The sequence below is a fragment of the Ktedonobacteraceae bacterium genome (assembly GCA_035653615.1).
GTDB lineage: Bacteria > Chloroflexota > Ktedonobacteria > Ktedonobacterales > Ktedonobacteraceae > DASRBN01.
On record DASRBN010000032.1, the window covers coordinates 64,828 to 82,303 of the forward strand.

Annotated in this window: 15 protein-coding genes; 6 read left to right on the forward strand and 9 right to left on the reverse strand. The window is 55.4% G+C overall.

Features of this window, described 5'->3' with window-relative positions:
- Nucleotides 1-175 precede the first annotated feature (175 nt).
- Nucleotides 176-1,762, forward strand: coding sequence for an acetyl-CoA carboxylase biotin carboxylase subunit (locus VFA09_17755; protein HZU69126.1), 1,587 nt, complete (start codon nucleotides 176-178; stop codon nucleotides 1,760-1,762).
- A 153-nt stretch (nucleotides 1,763-1,915) separates the two neighbouring features.
- Here the strand turns inward: VFA09_17755 and lepB are convergent, their stop codons facing one another.
- Nucleotides 1,916-2,497: a signal peptidase I gene (gene lepB / locus VFA09_17760; GenBank protein HZU69127.1), complete on the reverse strand. Its 582-nt coding sequence runs from the start codon at nucleotides 2,495-2,497 to the stop codon at nucleotides 1,916-1,918.
- Between the two features lie 93 nt (nucleotides 2,498-2,590).
- Nucleotides 2,591-3,301 (reverse strand): histidine phosphatase family protein, encoded by a 711-nt coding sequence (locus tag VFA09_17765; protein HZU69128.1) that lies wholly within the window; start codon nucleotides 3,299-3,301, stop codon nucleotides 2,591-2,593.
- Nucleotides 3,302-3,392: 91 nt separating this feature from the next.
- Between VFA09_17765 and VFA09_17770 the strand changes: the two genes are divergently transcribed.
- Nucleotides 3,393-3,530, forward strand: a complete 138-nt coding sequence (locus tag VFA09_17770; protein ID HZU69129.1) for a hypothetical protein — start codon at nucleotides 3,393-3,395, stop codon at nucleotides 3,528-3,530.
- A 66-nt stretch (nucleotides 3,531-3,596) separates the two neighbouring features.
- On the opposite strand, the gene VFA09_17775 is transcribed toward VFA09_17770, so the two are convergent.
- The gene (locus VFA09_17775; GenBank protein HZU69130.1) at nucleotides 3,597-4,481 is read right to left on the reverse strand and encodes a PHP domain-containing protein; all 885 of its coding nucleotides are present in this window, start codon (nucleotides 4,479-4,481) and stop codon (nucleotides 3,597-3,599) included.
- Nucleotides 4,482-4,738: 257 nt separating this feature from the next.
- A complete protein-coding gene (rny, locus tag VFA09_17780) occupies nucleotides 4,739-6,301 on the reverse strand; it encodes a ribonuclease Y (protein HZU69131.1) in 1,563 nt (520 codons plus the stop codon).
- A 180-nt stretch (nucleotides 6,302-6,481) separates the two neighbouring features.
- On the opposite strand from rny, the gene VFA09_17785 reads away from it, so the two are divergent.
- Nucleotides 6,482-6,964: an NUDIX domain-containing protein gene (locus VFA09_17785; GenBank protein HZU69132.1), complete on the forward strand. Its 483-nt coding sequence runs from the start codon at nucleotides 6,482-6,484 to the stop codon at nucleotides 6,962-6,964.
- A 75-nt stretch (nucleotides 6,965-7,039) separates the two neighbouring features.
- On the opposite strand, the gene VFA09_17790 is transcribed toward VFA09_17785, so the two are convergent.
- From VFA09_17790 to VFA09_17805, 4 genes are all read right to left on the reverse strand, one after another.
- Nucleotides 7,040-7,555: a PRC-barrel domain-containing protein gene (locus VFA09_17790; protein ID HZU69133.1), complete on the reverse strand. Its 516-nt coding sequence runs from the start codon at nucleotides 7,553-7,555 to the stop codon at nucleotides 7,040-7,042.
- A gap of 119 nt (nucleotides 7,556-7,674) precedes the next feature.
- Nucleotides 7,675-8,889 (reverse strand): 3-oxoadipyl-CoA thiolase, encoded by a 1,215-nt coding sequence (gene pcaF, locus VFA09_17795; GenBank protein HZU69134.1) that lies wholly within the window; start codon nucleotides 8,887-8,889, stop codon nucleotides 7,675-7,677.
- Between the two features lie 6 nt (nucleotides 8,890-8,895).
- On the reverse strand, nucleotides 8,896-9,675 hold the full coding sequence (locus VFA09_17800; GenBank protein ID HZU69135.1) for an enoyl-CoA hydratase-related protein: 780 nt from the start codon (nucleotides 9,673-9,675) through the stop codon (nucleotides 8,896-8,898).
- 278 nt (nucleotides 9,676-9,953) lie between these two features.
- Entirely contained in the window at nucleotides 9,954-11,705 is a 1,752-nt protein-coding gene (locus tag VFA09_17805; GenBank protein ID HZU69136.1) for a hypothetical protein, read from the reverse strand.
- 431 nt (nucleotides 11,706-12,136) lie between these two features.
- Between VFA09_17805 and otsB the strand changes: the two genes are divergently transcribed.
- A complete protein-coding gene (otsB, locus tag VFA09_17810; protein HZU69137.1) occupies nucleotides 12,137-12,928 on the forward strand; it encodes a trehalose-phosphatase in 792 nt (263 codons plus the stop codon).
- A 69-nt stretch (nucleotides 12,929-12,997) separates the two neighbouring features.
- Here otsB and VFA09_17815 read toward each other — a convergent pair whose 3' ends face one another.
- A complete protein-coding gene (locus tag VFA09_17815) occupies nucleotides 12,998-14,569 on the reverse strand; it encodes a trehalose-6-phosphate synthase (protein HZU69138.1) in 1,572 nt (523 codons plus the stop codon).
- 749 nt (nucleotides 14,570-15,318) lie between these two features.
- Between VFA09_17815 and rph the strand changes: the two genes are divergently transcribed.
- Nucleotides 15,319-16,029, forward strand: coding sequence for a ribonuclease PH (gene rph, locus VFA09_17820; protein HZU69139.1), 711 nt, complete (start codon nucleotides 15,319-15,321; stop codon nucleotides 16,027-16,029).
- 263 nt (nucleotides 16,030-16,292) lie between these two features.
- On the forward strand, nucleotides 16,293-17,438 hold the full coding sequence (locus VFA09_17825; protein HZU69140.1) for a hypothetical protein: 1,146 nt from the start codon (nucleotides 16,293-16,295) through the stop codon (nucleotides 17,436-17,438).
- Nucleotides 17,439-17,476 lie beyond the last annotated feature (38 nt).

The following is a 17,476-nucleotide window of genomic DNA, read 5'->3' on the forward strand; positions in this document are numbered from 1 at the left end:
GGTAACTAAAGATTCTTTTGTATTAGTTTACCTTATTCGTATGAAAAAATGATACGATGTGACCTCAAGGGTAACCTGATTTTCCTATAAGCATTAAGCAGGTAATCACCGGATCAAATAGATTGTGAATCCGGCGCGAATCTGCGATAATACAGTCATTGAAAGGAGCGTTTCCGTGCCTACAAACTCCATATCCAACTGGCCTTTTTCGAAGGTATTGATTGCTAATCGCGGCGAAATTGCCGTGCGTGTAATTCGCGCGTGCCGCGAGCTTGGCCTGACAAGTGTGGCTGTGTATAGTGATGTTGATCGCAACGCCTTGCACGTGCGTATGGCCGACGAGGCATATCATATCGGTCCATCACAGGCTTCAAAGAGCTATTTACATATTCCTACCATCATCGAAACCGCTAAGCGGGCGGGCGCGCAGGCCATCCATCCCGGCTATGGCTTTCTCTCGGAGAACGCCGCGTTCGTGGAGGCGTGTAACGAGGCGGGGTTGATTTTTGTCGGGCCACCCGCGGCAGTGCAGCGAGGGGTGGGCGAGAAGACGGCCGCGCGCCAGATGGCGAAGGCAGTGGACGTGCCGATTGTGCCCGGCGCCATGACCGATGAACTGGATGACGCGCAGATTGCGGAGGCGGCCGCGCGCATCGGCTATCCTCTATTGCTGAAAGCGGCCGCTGGCGGTGGCGGCAAGGGCATCCGCTTCGTGCGCGACCCCAAAGACCTGCCGGCTTCCCTGCGCACGGCGCGCAGCGAGGCCAAAAGCGCTTTTGGCGATGATCGTGTCTACCTGGAAAAGGCCATCCATCCCGCGCGGCATATCGAGGTGCAGTTCATCGCCGATACGCATGGCAATGTCGTGCATCTGGGCGAGCGCGAGTGCAGCATCCAGCGCCGCCATCAAAAATTGATCGAGGAATCGCCCTCTCCCGTACTGGACGAAGAACTACGCCAGCGCATGACGGCCGCGACCATCAACCTGATTCGCTCCATTTCCTACATCAATGCCGGGACCGCCGAATTTTTGCTCGGCCCCGACCGCAATTTCTATTTCCTGGAAGTCAACGCCAGAATCCAGGTGGAACACCCGGTGACGGAGCTGCGCACCGGCATCGACCTGGTGCAGGAGCAGTTTCGCGTGGCCGCCGGACTACCGCTCTCATTTACGCAGGCAGATATCCAGTTCAATGGAGCGGCGATTGAGTGCCGCATTTCGGCGGAAGACCCCGAAAATCGCTTTTTACCGGCCACGGGCACGGTGCTGGAATTGCAGGAGCCGGCAGGTCCCGGCGTGCGCGTCGATAGCGGCTTATATAAGGGTTTGCAGGTGCCGCTTTTCTATGATCCCCTGCTCTCCAAGTTGATTGTATGGGGCAAGGATCGCGCGCAGGCCATTGCGCGCTTGCGCCGCGCGCTTTATGAATACCGCATTATGGGCGTGCGCACGACGCTGCCTTTCGCGCGCTGGCTGATGGATAACCCACGCTTTCAAGCAGGAGATATGTCCACAGATTTTATCGCGGAAGAATGGGATACGCGAAATGTAGAAGCGCCAGCGGTTTCAACGGCTGCGGGTGAGGCTCCCGAAGGTGAGCCTGGCCTGGAGGAAGTGGCAGCTCTCGCGGCGAGTCTCTTGATGAACGAGCAGGTGGAAGAGGAGAAATTGCGACGGCGACCGGCGGGCGAAGATGGCGCCGGTGATGGCAGGAGTCGCTGGCGCGAGAGGGGATGGCGCGAGGCCATGCGCAGTTTGTAGACCAGCGGCATTGGGATCAAGCGATGATTTTCGAAATTTGTGACGAGGGGGCCGATCAATCGGCGCTGCCCACGATCAATCGGGGCCTACGGGTAGGGGCCGGTTCACCGTACCCATCGCCGATTGATCGGCCCTGGACTGGCGCTTCCCCATTCATTGGTGAACTTTGGCGAAAACCGGGCTGGCATTGGGAAGCAGGCCATAATTGCTGACACCGAATGGCCAGTAGATGAAATCTGCCTTGCCAATGATGTTCTGCCGCGGCACAAATCCCCATTCGCGTGAGTCGGAACTGTTGCCGCGATTGTCTCCCATCACAAAATATTCGTTCGGCCCTACAATGCGATTAACGATGGGGGAGAAAGGATTGAATGGATCGCTCTTATTGATGTATGGCTCGTTCAGCGTCACCCCATCAACGGTTACGCGCTGCCCGACGACGCTGATGATGTCACCGGGAATAGCGATGATGCGCTTTATGTAGTCCACCTGCGGGTTGAGCGGGTATTCGAAGACGATGATATCACCTCGCTCGGGCGCGTGAAAGAAGTAAGCCGCTTTATCGACGAGGATATATTCCTGGTTGTGCAGTGTTGGTTCCATGCTCGGTCCATCGATGCGAAAATTCTGGACGGCGAAACGCAGCACAAGAAACATCAAAAGAGTAAGGGTCAGTATTTCTAAAAGCTCGCGCACAAAGCGGTGCCGGTTCTGGCGCGTGGTTTCTCGTTTCAAGTGTTATCCTCGTGTTATCTGGCTCAGGATTTCTTCTTTCAGCATCTTCCCTAATTATTATACGCGGCTTCCACATCATTCGTTGTACCTGATTTACTCTTCCGGCGCTCGCCATGCAACGGGCATGGGAGGAATGTTTTCCCAGTCAATACGTCTTGCCGCGCCGATATCGCGCAGGTGCGTGTGATCATTGAGTTGAACCAATCCCCAGAGCGTTTCCGCTTTCCCGTTAACGTAAAAGGTGCTTTTGTGCCAGTGGGTAATCGAGGTGTTATGAGCGATGATCGGAAATTGACGCCATATGCCGAGGTGAAAGAAGTAGGTGAACGTTACTTGAATAATGCCACCATGGCAGACAATCACGATTGTTTTTCCTTCATATTGCCGGGTAATGCGATCAATGCCATGGCAGGCGCGCATGACGAACTCCATCAAACTATCAGCGTTGGGGGCCAGCTTGCGAAATGGTTCCTGATCCCAATCCGTCCGGCCAAAACGCTCAATAATTTGCGCGAAGGTCAGGCCCTCGCACTCGCCCAGATTAAGCTCCTGGACCTCGTCATCGATCAGCACTGGCAAGTCCAGCGCCGGAGCGATGATATCAGCTGTTTCTCTGGCACGTTTCAGCGGGCTGGAGATCAAGACATCGGCCTGTATCTCGCCGGTGGTGGCTAACCGGTCGCGCAGGCGTTCGGCCTGCATAATCCCCAGCCCTGAGAGGCCCGAATCGGGAGTGATCGAGCCGATGATGCCCGGCTGGAGCCCATCAGCCTGGCCGTGACGGATTAAGTAGAGGTGTGTCATAATTTGAGTATCTTTCTCTAGAGTAATTGGGGCCAGATCATGAGTTTTAGCAAAATATTGTGGGAAACCTGCCTGGGCCGATGAATCGGCGATGGGCATGATCAATCGGCAACAGCATCCCTGCGCTGCCGCTCAACTTGCACACTGGGGCCGATCAAACGGCGGTGGGCGCGGTCAATCGTCCCCTACGAGCCGTAGGGGACGATTGACCGCGCCCACCGCCGTTTGATCGGCCCGCGTCCAACTACCAGAATATTTCATCAAACTGCATAATCTGGCCCCTACCTTCTCCCCATTACTTCTCCTGCACAGGAGGGGGTAGCTCGAAAGACGGGGGCTTCTTGCCTCGTCGTTTAGCTGCCTCGGCCTTCAGGCGTTCAACCGCCTCGTAGGGGACGTGGCGACCGCCAAGCGGCGTGGGATGGATGCCAGGGCCATGGAAGTCGGTGCCGCCCGTTGGAATAAGGTTGTATTCATTGGCAAGGGCGAGCAAGGCCTGCTCTTCTTCAGGTGTATAGGGGCCGTAGTAGGTCTCAAGGCCGACCATGCCGGCTTCGCACAGGCCGGGTAGCCAGTTGCGCAGTTCGTCGAGGCCGGGAAGTTCGGCAGGATGGGCCAGCACCGGCAGGCCGTTGGCGCTGGCGATGAGGCGCACAGCATCTTCCGGGGTAAGCCGGTAGCGAGGGACATAGGCATAGCAGTTTGTGCCGATATATTTGTCGAAAGCCTCGCCGATGGTCTGGACATAGCCAGCTTCCAGAAGGGCCTTGGCAACGTGCGGCCTGCCTACCGCTCCCTGCGCTATCTCGCGCACGCGGTCCCAGGAGACATTGATGCCCTGCTCGTTCAGCTTTTCAACGATACGCTGCCCGCGCCGCTCGCGTGCATCACGCAGCACCTTAATGATGGCCTGAAATTCCGGGCGCGCATATTCAATGAAATATCCGAGCACATGTACTTCTCCGCCGCTGACATCGGTATTGATTTCGATGCCGGGGATAAAGTCTATATCCAGCGTACGAGCCGCCTGTGATGCCTCATTGACACCATCAGTCGTATCATGATCGGTCAAAGCAAGAACGCGCAGGCCGATCTCTTTGGCGCGGCGCAGCAGTTCGGTCGGCGAGTAAATACCATCCGAAGCAGTCGAATGGGTGTGAAGATCAATGTAATTTGTCATACAAATAAGCAGCCTGATGAATTTTGACAGCCACAATCAGTAAGCGATCAAGCCTGTCATTCTTCGCTGCGCTCAGAATGACAGGGCCAAATTGGTTGTTAACATTCAGAATGACAGAGCCAAATTGGTTGTTAACATTCAGAATGACAGGGCCAATTTAGATTGTCAAAATTCATCAGGCGGCCTTTCCTCCTGATTCTAGAGCTACACTAAAATGAACAACAGCATAGCCGGCGAAGCCTTGCGGCTTGCCGGGTTTATTTGGCGTAATCAATTGCGCGCGTCTCGCGAACCACGACTACCTTGATTTGCCCAGGATAATCGAGGCTTTCCTCGATCTTGTGGGCAATATCGCTGGCCAGGCGATTCGCGGTGTATTCGTCGATTTCTTCGGGCTTGACGATGATGCGCACCTCGCGACCGGCCTGGATCGCGAACGATTTTTCCACGCCGGTAAACGAATTGGCGATATTCTCAAGCGCTTCCAGGCGCTTGATGTACAGGTCGATGGTTTCCCGGCGCGCGCCGGGACGCGCGGCGGAGATCGCATCTGCCGCCTGCACGATGGCGGCTTCCAGGCTCTGCGGCTCGGATTCGGTAGCATGGTGCGCGACTATGGCGTGAATGATCCTGGGCGATTTGCCAAAACGACGCGCGATCTCGCCACCGATGATGGCGTGAGGCCCCTCTACCTCCTGATCGATGGCTTTGCCCATATCGTGCAGCAAAGCCGCCGTTTTGCACACGTTGACATCCGCGCCCAGTTCATAGGCCATGGTCGCGGCCAGAATGGAGACCTCGACGGAGTGCGCGAGTACATTCTGCCCGTAACTGGTGCGGAAGTGTAAGCGGCCCAGGATTTTGAGCAATTCGGGCTGCAGGCCATGGACATTGGCCTCCATCGCCGCGCGCTCGCCCGCTTCGCGCACGATGATATCCACTTCCTGCTTCGCTTTGGCAACCACGTCCTCAATACGAGCAGGGTGAATGCGCCCGTCAATAATCAACTTCGTCAATGCAAGACGGGCCACCTCGCGGCGCACGGGGTCGAAACCCGATAGAATGACCGCTTCCGGCGTATCATCGATGATGAGATCAACACCCGTGGCAGCTTCAAGCGCCCGGATATTGCGCCCCTCGCGACCGATGATGCGGCCTTTCATTTCATCATTCGGCAAGGGTACCACCGAGACAACAGCCTCGGCTACCTGGTCGGAGGCGCAGCGCTGGATGGCCAGCGTAATGATTTCGCGCGCGCGGGCATCGGCCTCTTCGCGGGCCGCTTCCTCAATTGCGCGAATTCTGCGTGCCGCCTCAGCACGCACTTGATTTTCAATACGAGAAAGTAAGATTTCTCTCGCTTGCTCTTCGGTGAGCCGTGAAATGCGCTCAAGCTCGTTGAGTTGTTCGAGCTTTACCTCCTCCAACTCTTCACGGGTTTGCTCGGCAGCACGTTCGCGCGCGCTAAGCTTGCGCTCACGCTGCTCCAGCGCATCGATTTTTCGATCCAGAACCTCTTCTTTTTGCTGCAAGCGCCGTTCCTGGCGCTGCAGTTCTGCACGCCGTTCGGCATTGTCACGTTCCAGGGCCGCGCGGAAGCGGGCGGTTTCGTCACGTGCCTCATGCAGTGCCTCACGCTGTTGCGCCTGAAGATCGAGCAGTCGCTGCTCATTGACCTCCTTTTCGAGACGCAGGCGTTCTTCAAATTTTTGTTTATTTCGTGTCGTCCCGAGTAAATACCCGGCGTAGAGAGCAACCCCCGCTCCCAAAACCAGGGCAATCAGGACGAGGACGATATCCAACGTCGTTAGCGATGACACTCGGCCTACCTCCAGTAGTCAGGTACACAGGCCTTAAAAGGCGCGAAAAAAAGATATAATGATAGCATACGAATGCCAGATGGCGATGTAATTTAGGTATGCTACGCCAAGCATACTATATAGGAGCCAATCTGTACTGTCAAGCGTAAGTCAACCATCAACTTTTCCAGGAGTGGAAATATGGATTCTCAACCATTGAATAAAGAGCACGAATCTTTACGGGATACTCCCGTTGTCACCAATTTTCTGATGCGTACTGACAGCCCTGACAATGATGAACCGCGCATCTTGATTGTGCGCCGCAGCCAGCGCGTGGGCAGCTATAATGCGCGCTGGGGAGGCATCAGCGGCTTCGTCGAGAAGGGCGTGACGCCCGACGAGCAGGCCTATACCGAAATCCGTGAAGAGACAAGCTTGCAGCGCGACCAGGTGCGCATGCTTAAGCGAGGCGCGGTTGTAGAATATGTCGATGCCTCAATAGGAAGGCACTGGTTCGTTCATCCTTTCCTGTTCGAAGTGCTGACTCCCGATGCCATTCACACTGATTGGGAGGCCGAAGAAATGCGCTGGATCAAACCATCGGAACTCGATCAATACGAAACAGTTCCCAAACTAAAGGAAGCGTATGAATCGGCAATAAATGGGGAAGAAGTCTTTCACTAGGTTTGTGATGCAAGCGGGCATATTTTTCATCGCGCGATGAAAAATATGCCCGCTTGCATCACAAACTTCTCTTTCTCATTGAAGCGTTTGCGCCACCTCGTCGGGAATGACCAGAACATGCTGGCCATAATGGATATCCTGCGCCTTAATCATCGTCGAAGAGTGAATGCCGAGGTGCTGGAGCAGACCACCACTGAGCACGACCCCGGTGATCTGTACGGTGGACGGATTGCTCGTATCAAGCAGCACCTCTCCAACACTGCCAACCACAGTTCCGCTCGCGCTCATGACCCTGAAGGTGGGTAGAGTCTCACCGTCTGGAAGCGAAGAGAGCTGGCTATCTTCCGATGCGCTTTGTATAGCTTCCTCGTTAGCGCAGGTAATCGCATCCTGTCCAATGCCTCGAATATCGGACACATGCAGTATCTTATGGCTGAACAGGCCTGCCTTCACCCGGAAAGCATAGACCTGAGAGGTCGCCGGATCAAAGTAAAAATTGTCAACCGAGCCTATTTTAGTGCCATTCGCAAGGCTGACTACGGCTATTCCGCGCAAGTCCGACCATTTTCTTGCTGCCTGAGGATTTTCCATAGGTATGCTCCTGAAGATCAATGTATCCTGCACCTATTACGTTCTAGTACTATTCTACCTGGCCGTTCCGGGCTGGCGAGGTATGCTCTCCCCGTTGGCAGCGGCGCGAACGCTCAGGATTACTCGACCCCGGCCGGGGTTGAAATATCGATGATCGTCGCGATCCCCTGGCCCACGCCTATGCACATGGTTGCCAGGCCATAGCGACCGCCGCGCCGCTCCAGCTCATGCAATAATGTGACGACCAGGCGCGCTCCGCTGCAGCCAAGCGGATGACCAAGCGCGATGGCACCGCCGTTGACATTGAGCTTTTCCTGGTCGATCTCCAGTTCTCTTATGCATTGCAGGGTCTGGGCGGCAAAAGCCTCGTTCAGTTCGATCAAATCGATATCCTTGATGCTCAGACCGGCGCGCTGTAAGACCTTGCGCGTGGCAGGAATGGGACCGAGGCCCATATACGCCGGATCGACACCCGCTACTGCGGTGGCCACAATGCGCGCGCGAGGGCGCAGGCCGAGTTCCCGGGCACGGCTCAGGGATGTCAGCACCAGGGCAGCCGCGCCATCATTGATTCCCGAAGAGTTGCCTGCCGTCACGCTTCCATCTTTGCGAAAGACGGGCTTGAGCGCGGCCAGCTTCTCCAATGTGGTATCCGGGCGCGGCTGCTCATCCTGGGCAACGATAACCGGCTCCCCCTTTTTCTGCGGGATGGTCACCGGCACGATTTCTTCCGCGAAACGGCCTGCCCACTGCGCGGCTACCGCTCGCTGGTGGCTGCGCAGCGCGTAAGCATCCTGATCGGCGCGGCTGACCGAGTAACGCTCGGCCACATTCTCCGCCGTTTCACCCATACTGTAGGGATGATGCATGGCGGAGAGGCGAGGATTGACGAAGCGCCAGCCAAGGGTGGTATCCTGCAGGTTCATGCTGCGACTGAAGGCGCTATCGGCCTTGCCCAGCACAAATGGCGCGCGCGTCATACTCTCCACGCCCCCCGCCACAAACGTGTCACCCGCGCCGGTCGCGATGGCCTGAGCGGCGCTATTAATGGCCTGCAAGCCGGAGCCGCATAGCCGGTTAACGGTCTGCCCGGCAACGTGAACCGGCAGACCGGCCAGCAACAACGCCATACGGGCAACGTTGCGGTTGTCCTCGCCGGCCTGGTTCGCGCAGCCAAGAATAACATCTTCAACACTACCGGCATCAATACCCGCCCGGCGTACCGCTTCCGCTATCACCAGCGCGGCCAGGTCATCCGGGCGCACATCCTTCAAACTCCCCGCATAGCGTCCGATGGGAGTACGTACCGCTGAGAGGATAACCGCTTCTTCCATAGATTTTTATCTCCCCTGGAAATTCGCTTTCCGCTTTTCGAGGAAAGCGCGCATGCCTTCGCGCATATCTTCGGTGGCGAAGAGCAGGAAGAAGTTCCTGCGCTCCAGCTCCAGGCCTTCGGTGAGCGAGGTTTCAAACGCGGCCTGGACTGCTTCTTTTGCCAGGCGCACGGCGATAGGGGCCTGGGCAGCCACCGTTTTGGCGAGTTTAACCGCTTCCGCCAGGTGTTCGCCCCTTGGCACGACACGATTTACCAGGCCCAGATTGGCCAGTTCCTGCGCCGGAATCTGCGCGCCGGTCAGTACCATTTCCATGGTGCGGTATTTGCCGATGGTGCGCGCCAGGCGTTGCGTTCCACCGGCTCCGGGGATGACGCCGAGCAGAATTTCGGGCTGGCCAAACTTTGCATTCTCAGAAGCGACGATCATGTCGCAATGCATGGCCAGTTCGCAGCCACCGCCAAGCGCGTAGCCACCGACAGCCGCGATCAGGGGCTTGTGAATCCCCCGGATGCGCTGCCAGGCTTCAAAGCCACCTAGCATCATGTCGATGGGCGATTTATCGGACATTTCCTTGATATCGGCCCCCGCCGCAAAAGCCCTGTCGCCAGCGCCGGTAATGACTATGCACCTGATATCATCATCGTTGTCAAATGCTTCCAACGCGCTGGCAAGCTCGCTCACAACATGATGATTGAGGGCATTGAGGACTTCCGGGCGATTGAGGGTGACGATGCCGACGCGCTCATCACGATCAACTAAAATATATTGGTAATTTTCTGGCATACTTCTCCTCGCGAAATAATGGTGGTATATGACGATACTGTTTGTAGTATATCACGCGAAAATGGGAGAGATTCTTCGCTACGCTTCAGAATGACATGGCCCCGGACACACCTGGATGTCTCCGGGGCCATGTCATTCTGAGCGAGTAAGCCAAAGTCCTGAGCGGATTTCCCCCTTGCCGTGCCCTAACTGGAGTGTCGGGGGCCATCCATTCTGGGCGAGTAAGCCAAAGTCCTGAGCGGAGCGAACGGGGAAGAATCTCCACAACGAGCAACCCCTTACCCAGTCGGCACAGGAATAAACAGCACCATGCCATCCAAGGTATATTCGCGGAATTGCTTGCCGTGTTCTTTGTTATATTGCTCAAACGAGGCAATCTCCCATGGCTCGTTCGCGGGGAAAAGAAATGGCACTGTTGGGTTGATCACGTTGGGATTGGGCTGGACGGCACGCGCATCGGGAAGATATGCATCGCTGCCTATAGTGGATGGGTAAGGTGGTTTAGCACACAGAATTTGTTCCTGGCTCTGAAAGAGGAGCCGGTAGCAGGTCCAATATTCCAGGTACACGCGCGTTATTTTCATCCTTAGCAGGTCGTTGACCAGCTGCATCTGTTGCTGTTCGTCCGCGTAAGCGGCGGGTACAGTAGTCACCGTCCAGGCGGTGCTGGCCAGGGCAACCAGAATGACCAGGACCAGCGCGGTACAGCTGAGCCATTTTGTTGTCAATCCAGACCATCTCGGCGTGAGAGAAACTTTCTCCAGGCCCGTGAGCCTCCAGAGGGGCCAGAGAATGGCAGGCGTGGCGACCAGCATGCCGACCAGGTAACGCGTGCTCCACGGCTTTAACCCCGAAAGAGGGCTGCGCAGGTAGAGGAAGATGATCAGCGCGTCAGTCAATAAGAGCATCAAACGCGCAAACTGGCGCGCTGTTTCCCGCTGCATTTCGGGGTTAAACGATTGGCCTTGAGCGGCGTGTTGGGCCGATGAATCGTGGGTGGGCGCGATCAATCGGTCCCTACGGAGCTTCCAGAAAGCGCTGCTCGCCAGTACCATGCCTACCGCTAACAAAAGAATATAGGCAACTCCCCAGCTTCCCTGGAGAACGCTGCAGGATACGGTCAACGAGGTGCGAGGGCCGTAATAGGGCAGATCGTAGACCGTGCAGATCGGTTGAATCCAGGTTGTGAGCGGAATGCCCCACATAAACGTACTGATGAACTGTTTTCTGAAGAGATGGCTCAGCGCCGCCGGACTGGCACCCGCCATGATGCTTGCTCCGCTCTGAAAAGATATCGCGTGGGGAATAGCGGAATAGCCCGGTATCAAAAGAAACCCACCGAGCAGGAAGCCGGCCAGCAAGCAAGGAATAGCCAGCGTGCGCCACTCGCGATAACAGAAAACAAGGATCAAGAGACCGCTGCACACCACGAACGGCAGCACTAAAATATGCACCCAGAGCGCGATGCCCGCCGTCCAACCCCAGGCAAAATAAAGCAGGTAGCGCCAGCGTTTGTGTTCGCCTGCCGTTGCCGCCAGTCGATACGCCAGCAGCATCATTAGCGCGCCGAAGAGGATCAGTTCCATAGCGCCGCCAATGGCACGCAGTTGCTGGATCAGCATATCGGTCGTCGCGAAAGCCAGCAAAAGCAGGGTCAATAGCGCCAGGCGTTTACTGTAGAGCAGGCTGGTTAGCCAGTACATGACGATCATAAAGAGCGCGAACATGATGATCATGCCGATACGCAGCGTAAAAATTGAGACGCCAAAAAGTCGGAAAAAAGGCGCGGCAATATACGCTTCGAGTACGCCCAGGTAGTCCTGGCCATAATGATAGATGGGATGCTGGCCCTGGAAAGCGATGTGCATGCCAGCTATACCCATCTTCCCCTCGTCGCTATTCGTCTCGGGAAAATAAAATAGCACCAGGATGGTACGGAAGATGACGGACAGCGCGATAATGACGCTTGCCGCGATGCCATATGGCCCCATCCGTACATATTTCGAGAGGTTTCGTATCCTGTTTCTCATGTCTCTCCTCTTGTTTCGCTTCTGTCACAAGGGTGGTTGGGAAGAGGGCGACTACAAAGTACGCCCTTACAATGACCACGAGGCCCCTACAAAAACTTTACATGAATTTAAGACGATTACTTACGCTCAAAAAGCTCGTTTCATTTCGGGTAATAGTATTTTTTCTTCGCACCCCAACCAGGACAGGGACGAGTCGCTGTCCCTACTGGACTTTTCCAATCGAAGCGGGGAATCCGTTCCTGTCATTCTGAGCGCAGCGAAGAATCCCAGCGTCCCAAGGTGCAGATTCTTCGCTGCGCTCAGAATGACAGGGCTAGAGATTGATTGCTGCATTCGGTTGTCAGAATTCATTGGGACCGGTCAAGCAGGGCCCAGGTACGAGGTCATATAATACGTACAGTAGTAGAAAAATTTGACAAAAGTAGGAATATATGCCGCTTACAGATATACACACAGTTCTCTCGCAGCGCCCTCGTGGGCTTGTTCTGGACATTGATGGGACGCTGAGTCCTATCGCGCCTACGCCGGAAGAGGCGCGTCTTTATCCCGGTGTAGCTTCTTTATTGGAGCGCGCGCGGGAGCATGCTCATGTTGCTATTGTCACGGGACGCAGCATAGAAAGCGGCGCGGCAATAGTGAATGTTGAGGGATTGACCTATGTCGGCAATCACGGCCTGGAATGGTGCGATGGCTTGCCCTCGACGCACAAGGTACAAATAGTGCCGCAGGCGCTGCCATTCGTGGAGCCAGGCAAACAATTGCTGGACCTGGCGGAACTGGAACTCGTCGCAATGCCAGGAGTACTGATAGAACGCAAGCGTACCGGCGGATCAATACACTATCGCCTTTCTCCCGACCCGGAAGAGGCACGTGAAAAGATACTGGCGCTGCTGGCAGAGCCTGCGCGGGAGCTGCATATGCGTTTGAGCGAGGGCAAATATGTAGTGGAGATCAGGACACCACTGTCAATAGACAAAGGAGTGTCTTTGCGACGTTTCGTAGAGCTTCACCAGTTGCGGGGCGTGATCTATGCCGGAGATGACCGCACCGATCTGGATGCCGTCCTGGAGGTAGCACGCTTGCGACAAGATGGCTTAGCGGCCCTGGCGATTGTTGTTGAGCATAACGATACGCTGCCAGCACTGCTGGAGCGCGCGGATATCATCGTGCATGGAGTGGAGGGTATGGTGGCACTACTGCGCCAGATAGTCGATGAATTGTAAAATGTGCGGGGCAGGAATCAGAGCGAGAGGCCAGGGCGACCGCGAGGGGCGCCCTTTCATAGAAGAACCTTATCCCGCATTCGAAGACACCTCCTTCAATGGAAGGGGCAAGGGAGCAGAAGTGGCCGTATCCAGCAGCGCGTTGATATCTTCTACCTGCCGGCGCAACCAGTGGCTCAGGTCATGCTGCTCGACTTCCTGCCGCGCCAGCGTCGCTAACCTGTGGCGTTCCTGGGGAGGCAGCATCAGGGCCTTATAGAGGGCGTGGGCGGTCTCGGCTGTATCGGTAGGCGAGGTAGGAATACAGGCCTTCGCCATTTGCTGGTAAACTCCGGCTGTGCGCGATAGTACCAGGACACCATCCTTTTTGTTGACGACAGGCCCTTCCTTGGCAACCAGGTTCATACCGTCAATAATCGGATTCACCAGCAGCACGTCATAAAATTGCATAGCGGCAAGGGCTTCTACGCGATCGTTCTGGAAAAACGCATGAATGGGCGTCCACGTATCCGTCCCGTATTTCTGATTGATCTCTTCTATCAGCTTCACAATCTCAGCATTGTGGCGCTGGTACACCGTCAATGATTGGCGCGATGGGACGAGAAAGGCCAGAAAATTGACTTTGCCTTGCAATTCGGGATGCTCATCGAGCATCTGGGCAAATGCCTGGAAGCCGCGCAGGATGTTTTTTGTCGGCTCAACACGATCAACACGCACAATGGTCTTCTCATTAAGCAGGGGGCGCATCTTCTCAGCGGCTCTTTTTCCGGCAGCGCTCTGTACAATTTTGCGCTCCTGGACGACAGAAATGGAAATGGGATAAGCGTTTACCTGGGTAGTGCGCCCGCGCCAGTAAATGGTTCCCCCGCCTTTCACGGTATCGTGTTCAACTTCAACCCCTTCGAGGAACATCTCCGCACCCTGCAAGAAATTACTGGCGTCATTCTCGGTCTGGAAACCAAGAATATCATTGCCAACGAGACCACTAAAGATAGCATACGCAATATTACTGGGCAAGAAATTCCAGTAACGCCCCTCGGGCCACGGAATATGAATAAAATGCTGCAAAACGACGGAGGGATAGCAGGCGCGAATCATCGCGGGCGCGAGATACAGGTGGTAGTCATGCAGCATAACAACGGCCGGGGTTTCCTCGCGTTGAAGCTCCTCGCATACGGCATCCGCGATGGCCTGATTGGCCTTACTATAGCCATTTTTCCACGCATCTTGAATCACCTCATCGCTCAGTTTTTCCGTATGAAGATCGTAGAGGTAGTGCTGTAAAAACCAGAGTAACTGGTTACTGATCTTCTCATAGTGTTTGCGGTAAACAAGCCTGGGAATGGTGACGTAGCGAAGCTGCATCTTTTGACCGGGCAATGGGGAGGGCAGTAATCCATCCTGGGATTCTTTAAATGCAATACGATCTCCTTCGGTCATCGACAAGGCTACCCAGGTGACATTATTGGAGTTGCCAGCATCTGCGAGCGCTGTGACCATTCCGCCTGCTCCCCTGCGGTATTTGAGCGTTTTGCCCTGACTTAAGAAGAATTCGACGGGGCCGCGGTTGGTGGCAATGATAAGACGATCAGCGTGTATCAAGCGAGAAGGCCTTTTTTGTAGCGCCATCTGCGTCGACATACGGTCAATCCTTTCTGCTAGTGACTCGTTGTCTTGCGATCTGGAGCATCCTGCACCCAGCATTCAGATTCACTGTACAGGCGACCACAAAGTAGAGAGCTGTACCCGGCAGGCTGTAGGTGCATGCACCACTTAACTGCCCCTACGAATCGACCGGCCTATGGTTCAAATAACATCAAAATAGCCGGCTGTATTGCAAACACGAGTCTTACTCATTCAGTTGGACTTCTTAAAAAGCACGAAGAAATACCTTTGGCCTATTACCAGCACTTTGTCCAGATGTATCACTTTCCAAACCTACAAAAGGTTTCAGGATGAATGTTCCCCTGGGGCTTTTCCGCATTCCTGTACCAGACAGGGGACGCATTTGAGGAAAATATCCCGGCATTCTCTTCTCTTATTTCCGACTAACCGACTAATATACGCCTGAAAGGCCATTTGAGTTGCAAATTGCTCGTGCTTTCATTGCTCCCTGGCCTTCCTGCACTCTCCACAAGCGCATACTCAATCTCTATCCGCACGAGCAGGAGCGCCCGCGTCCGCCGCAAGCCGTGTCATCCTTCGCTTTCGCTCAGAATGACACGCCACTGGCAAAAATTTGACGGACACCCATACGGCTCTAAGCCTGCGCCTGTACGAACCGAATATGCTATACTCTCTCAAGAAAACACCTGGAATTGGGAACGGCACCGGCGGGACGCGATGAACGCCCCTACGTCCCAATCTTCAGCATCGAAAGGGTTCTGTTTATGACACGGATTGATGGGCGCTCTCAGATACAACTTCGCCCGGTAAAACTCACCGTCGATTATTTGGATTACGCCGAAGGCTCTGTTCTGATTGAAGCCGGAAAGACGCGCGTGTTGTGCGCGGCCAGCGTGGAAGAAAAGGTACCACCATTTCTGGAGGGAACCGGTAAGGGCTGGGTTACGGCGGAATATGCGATGCTGCCGCGCGCAACGCATACGCGCAGTTCTCGCGAGCGTGAGGGTAGGGTGAGCGGCCGCACGCAGGAAATTCAGCGACTGATCGGGCGCTCATTGCGCGCGGTCGTAGATATGCAACAGTTGGGAGCACGCACGATTACGCTGGATTGTGATGTATTGCAGGCCGATGGAGGCACGCGCACGGCTTCGATTACCGGCGCGTACGTGGCATTGTACCGCGCCTGCTCGCTATTAGTGACGCGAGGCCTGCTGGCAGCGCACCCGGTACGCACAGCTGTAGCGGCGGTGAGTGTGGGCATCGTAGGCGGCGAGATTATGCTGGACCTGTGCTATGAAGAGGATTCACGCGCCGACGTTGACTTCAACGTGGTGATGACAGCACAACACCAGTTCGTGGAGGTGCAGGGAACCGGCGAGGGCGGCGTTTTCGACCGTGGCTCCATGGATAAGCTCATCTCGCTGGCCGAACAGGGGATTGACCAGTTGCTCGAGTTGCAGAAGCAGTACTTGTGATTCTGGACAGGCTGGTACCAAAGTACCGTCCTTCGCCTATTCAATGGCAGGCATACGTTTTTGGCAATATGACAGGTGAAGATTGGCGGAGATTGTAGATGTATCAGCATAGCCCATTACTACTTATTGCAAGCTTGAAAGCTTGTAGTCACCTGTGAAGGCATGTTAGAATTCCTCATCAGAGTAGTATTGGGTAGGGGCGATCACGTAGTCGCCTGGCGATCTACCTGCTGGATCAGAGGTAGGGTCGAGAGGAGCGCAAATTGAACGCGAATACAGGCCGGAAATGGTTCTGGCGCATTGTCGATTTTATCAATCCTTTGCGCGACCCAAGTCTAACTGTAGCAGCTGTATTGACATTCATTGAGGAAGCAGGGCAACACGACGCCTGGTACTGGATTATCCTTGTCGGGCTGCTGAACTGGCTGGCAGTGCGCGGCGTGGTCTGGCTGGTAGTACACTTTACATTTGCCAGTACGTTTATTACGCGCCGTTTGTGGTGGGCTATCAAACACCCCCGCCTGGCCTGGCGTATCCTGGATGCGATTGGGCATGAGGAAATTGTGATCGGCGGTCTACCCGCGCTATCCGAAGGCATGGTGCTGCCGGATGGCTCGACTATTTTGAGCTTAAGTCCCTCGTTCGCTACCAGTGGCATGCATGTGATTGGTGAGATACCGGCGGGGACGGAGATACCCATGCTGAGCATGCCCAACGGCCAGCTCGCTCCCAACCTGGCGGCTCTGGCCGGTTCTGGTATTTTCCCCTCTTCTACCACGGGCGCGCTGGCGGGAATGAATAATTCGCCGCAGATGGGCTTTCCGACGATGAATGGGACGGGTTATAACGGCTATGCCAATGGACAGACTCCCGACGGCTTGCCGCAGGCTTTTCCACAGCGTCCTTCGGAAGAGGAAGAGCGCCTGCGCGAGCAATTAGCGCTCTTTTCGCGCCTGATGGATGACTGGATACAATTTACCGAGGAGAAGTGGCGCACGGTGAGCGATAGCCAGCTCGGTTGGAAGCCGTTGCGCGGCAGGTGGAGCAATTGGGAAGATATTTTCCAGGATGTCTATGCCGCCAAAACATCTGATCCTATGGCGCAGGCGGCGCAGGTGGCAGGCGAGGCAACCGCGAGGCGCTTTGAATTTTCCAAAGAGAAAGGGTCTGCGGCTTCCGCCGTGGCCTGCTTCTTGCGCGATATGATGACGCTGCGGCAGGGATTAGAGATATTGCAGACGAACCCGGAGAATGCTTCGGAAACGCCGAGCATACAGCCGGCAGTGCAACCCCCACTACAATTCTCCGGCAATACCGGTCCTCTAAAAGGAGGACGAGCCGGTTCGCCTCGTGGCTCGCTCATTCGCCGCCCATCGCCAATTTACGTGGACGCCGACGCCAACAAGTAGGGGCGCACTCTGGTGGTCGCCCTTGCTTCATTTGCACT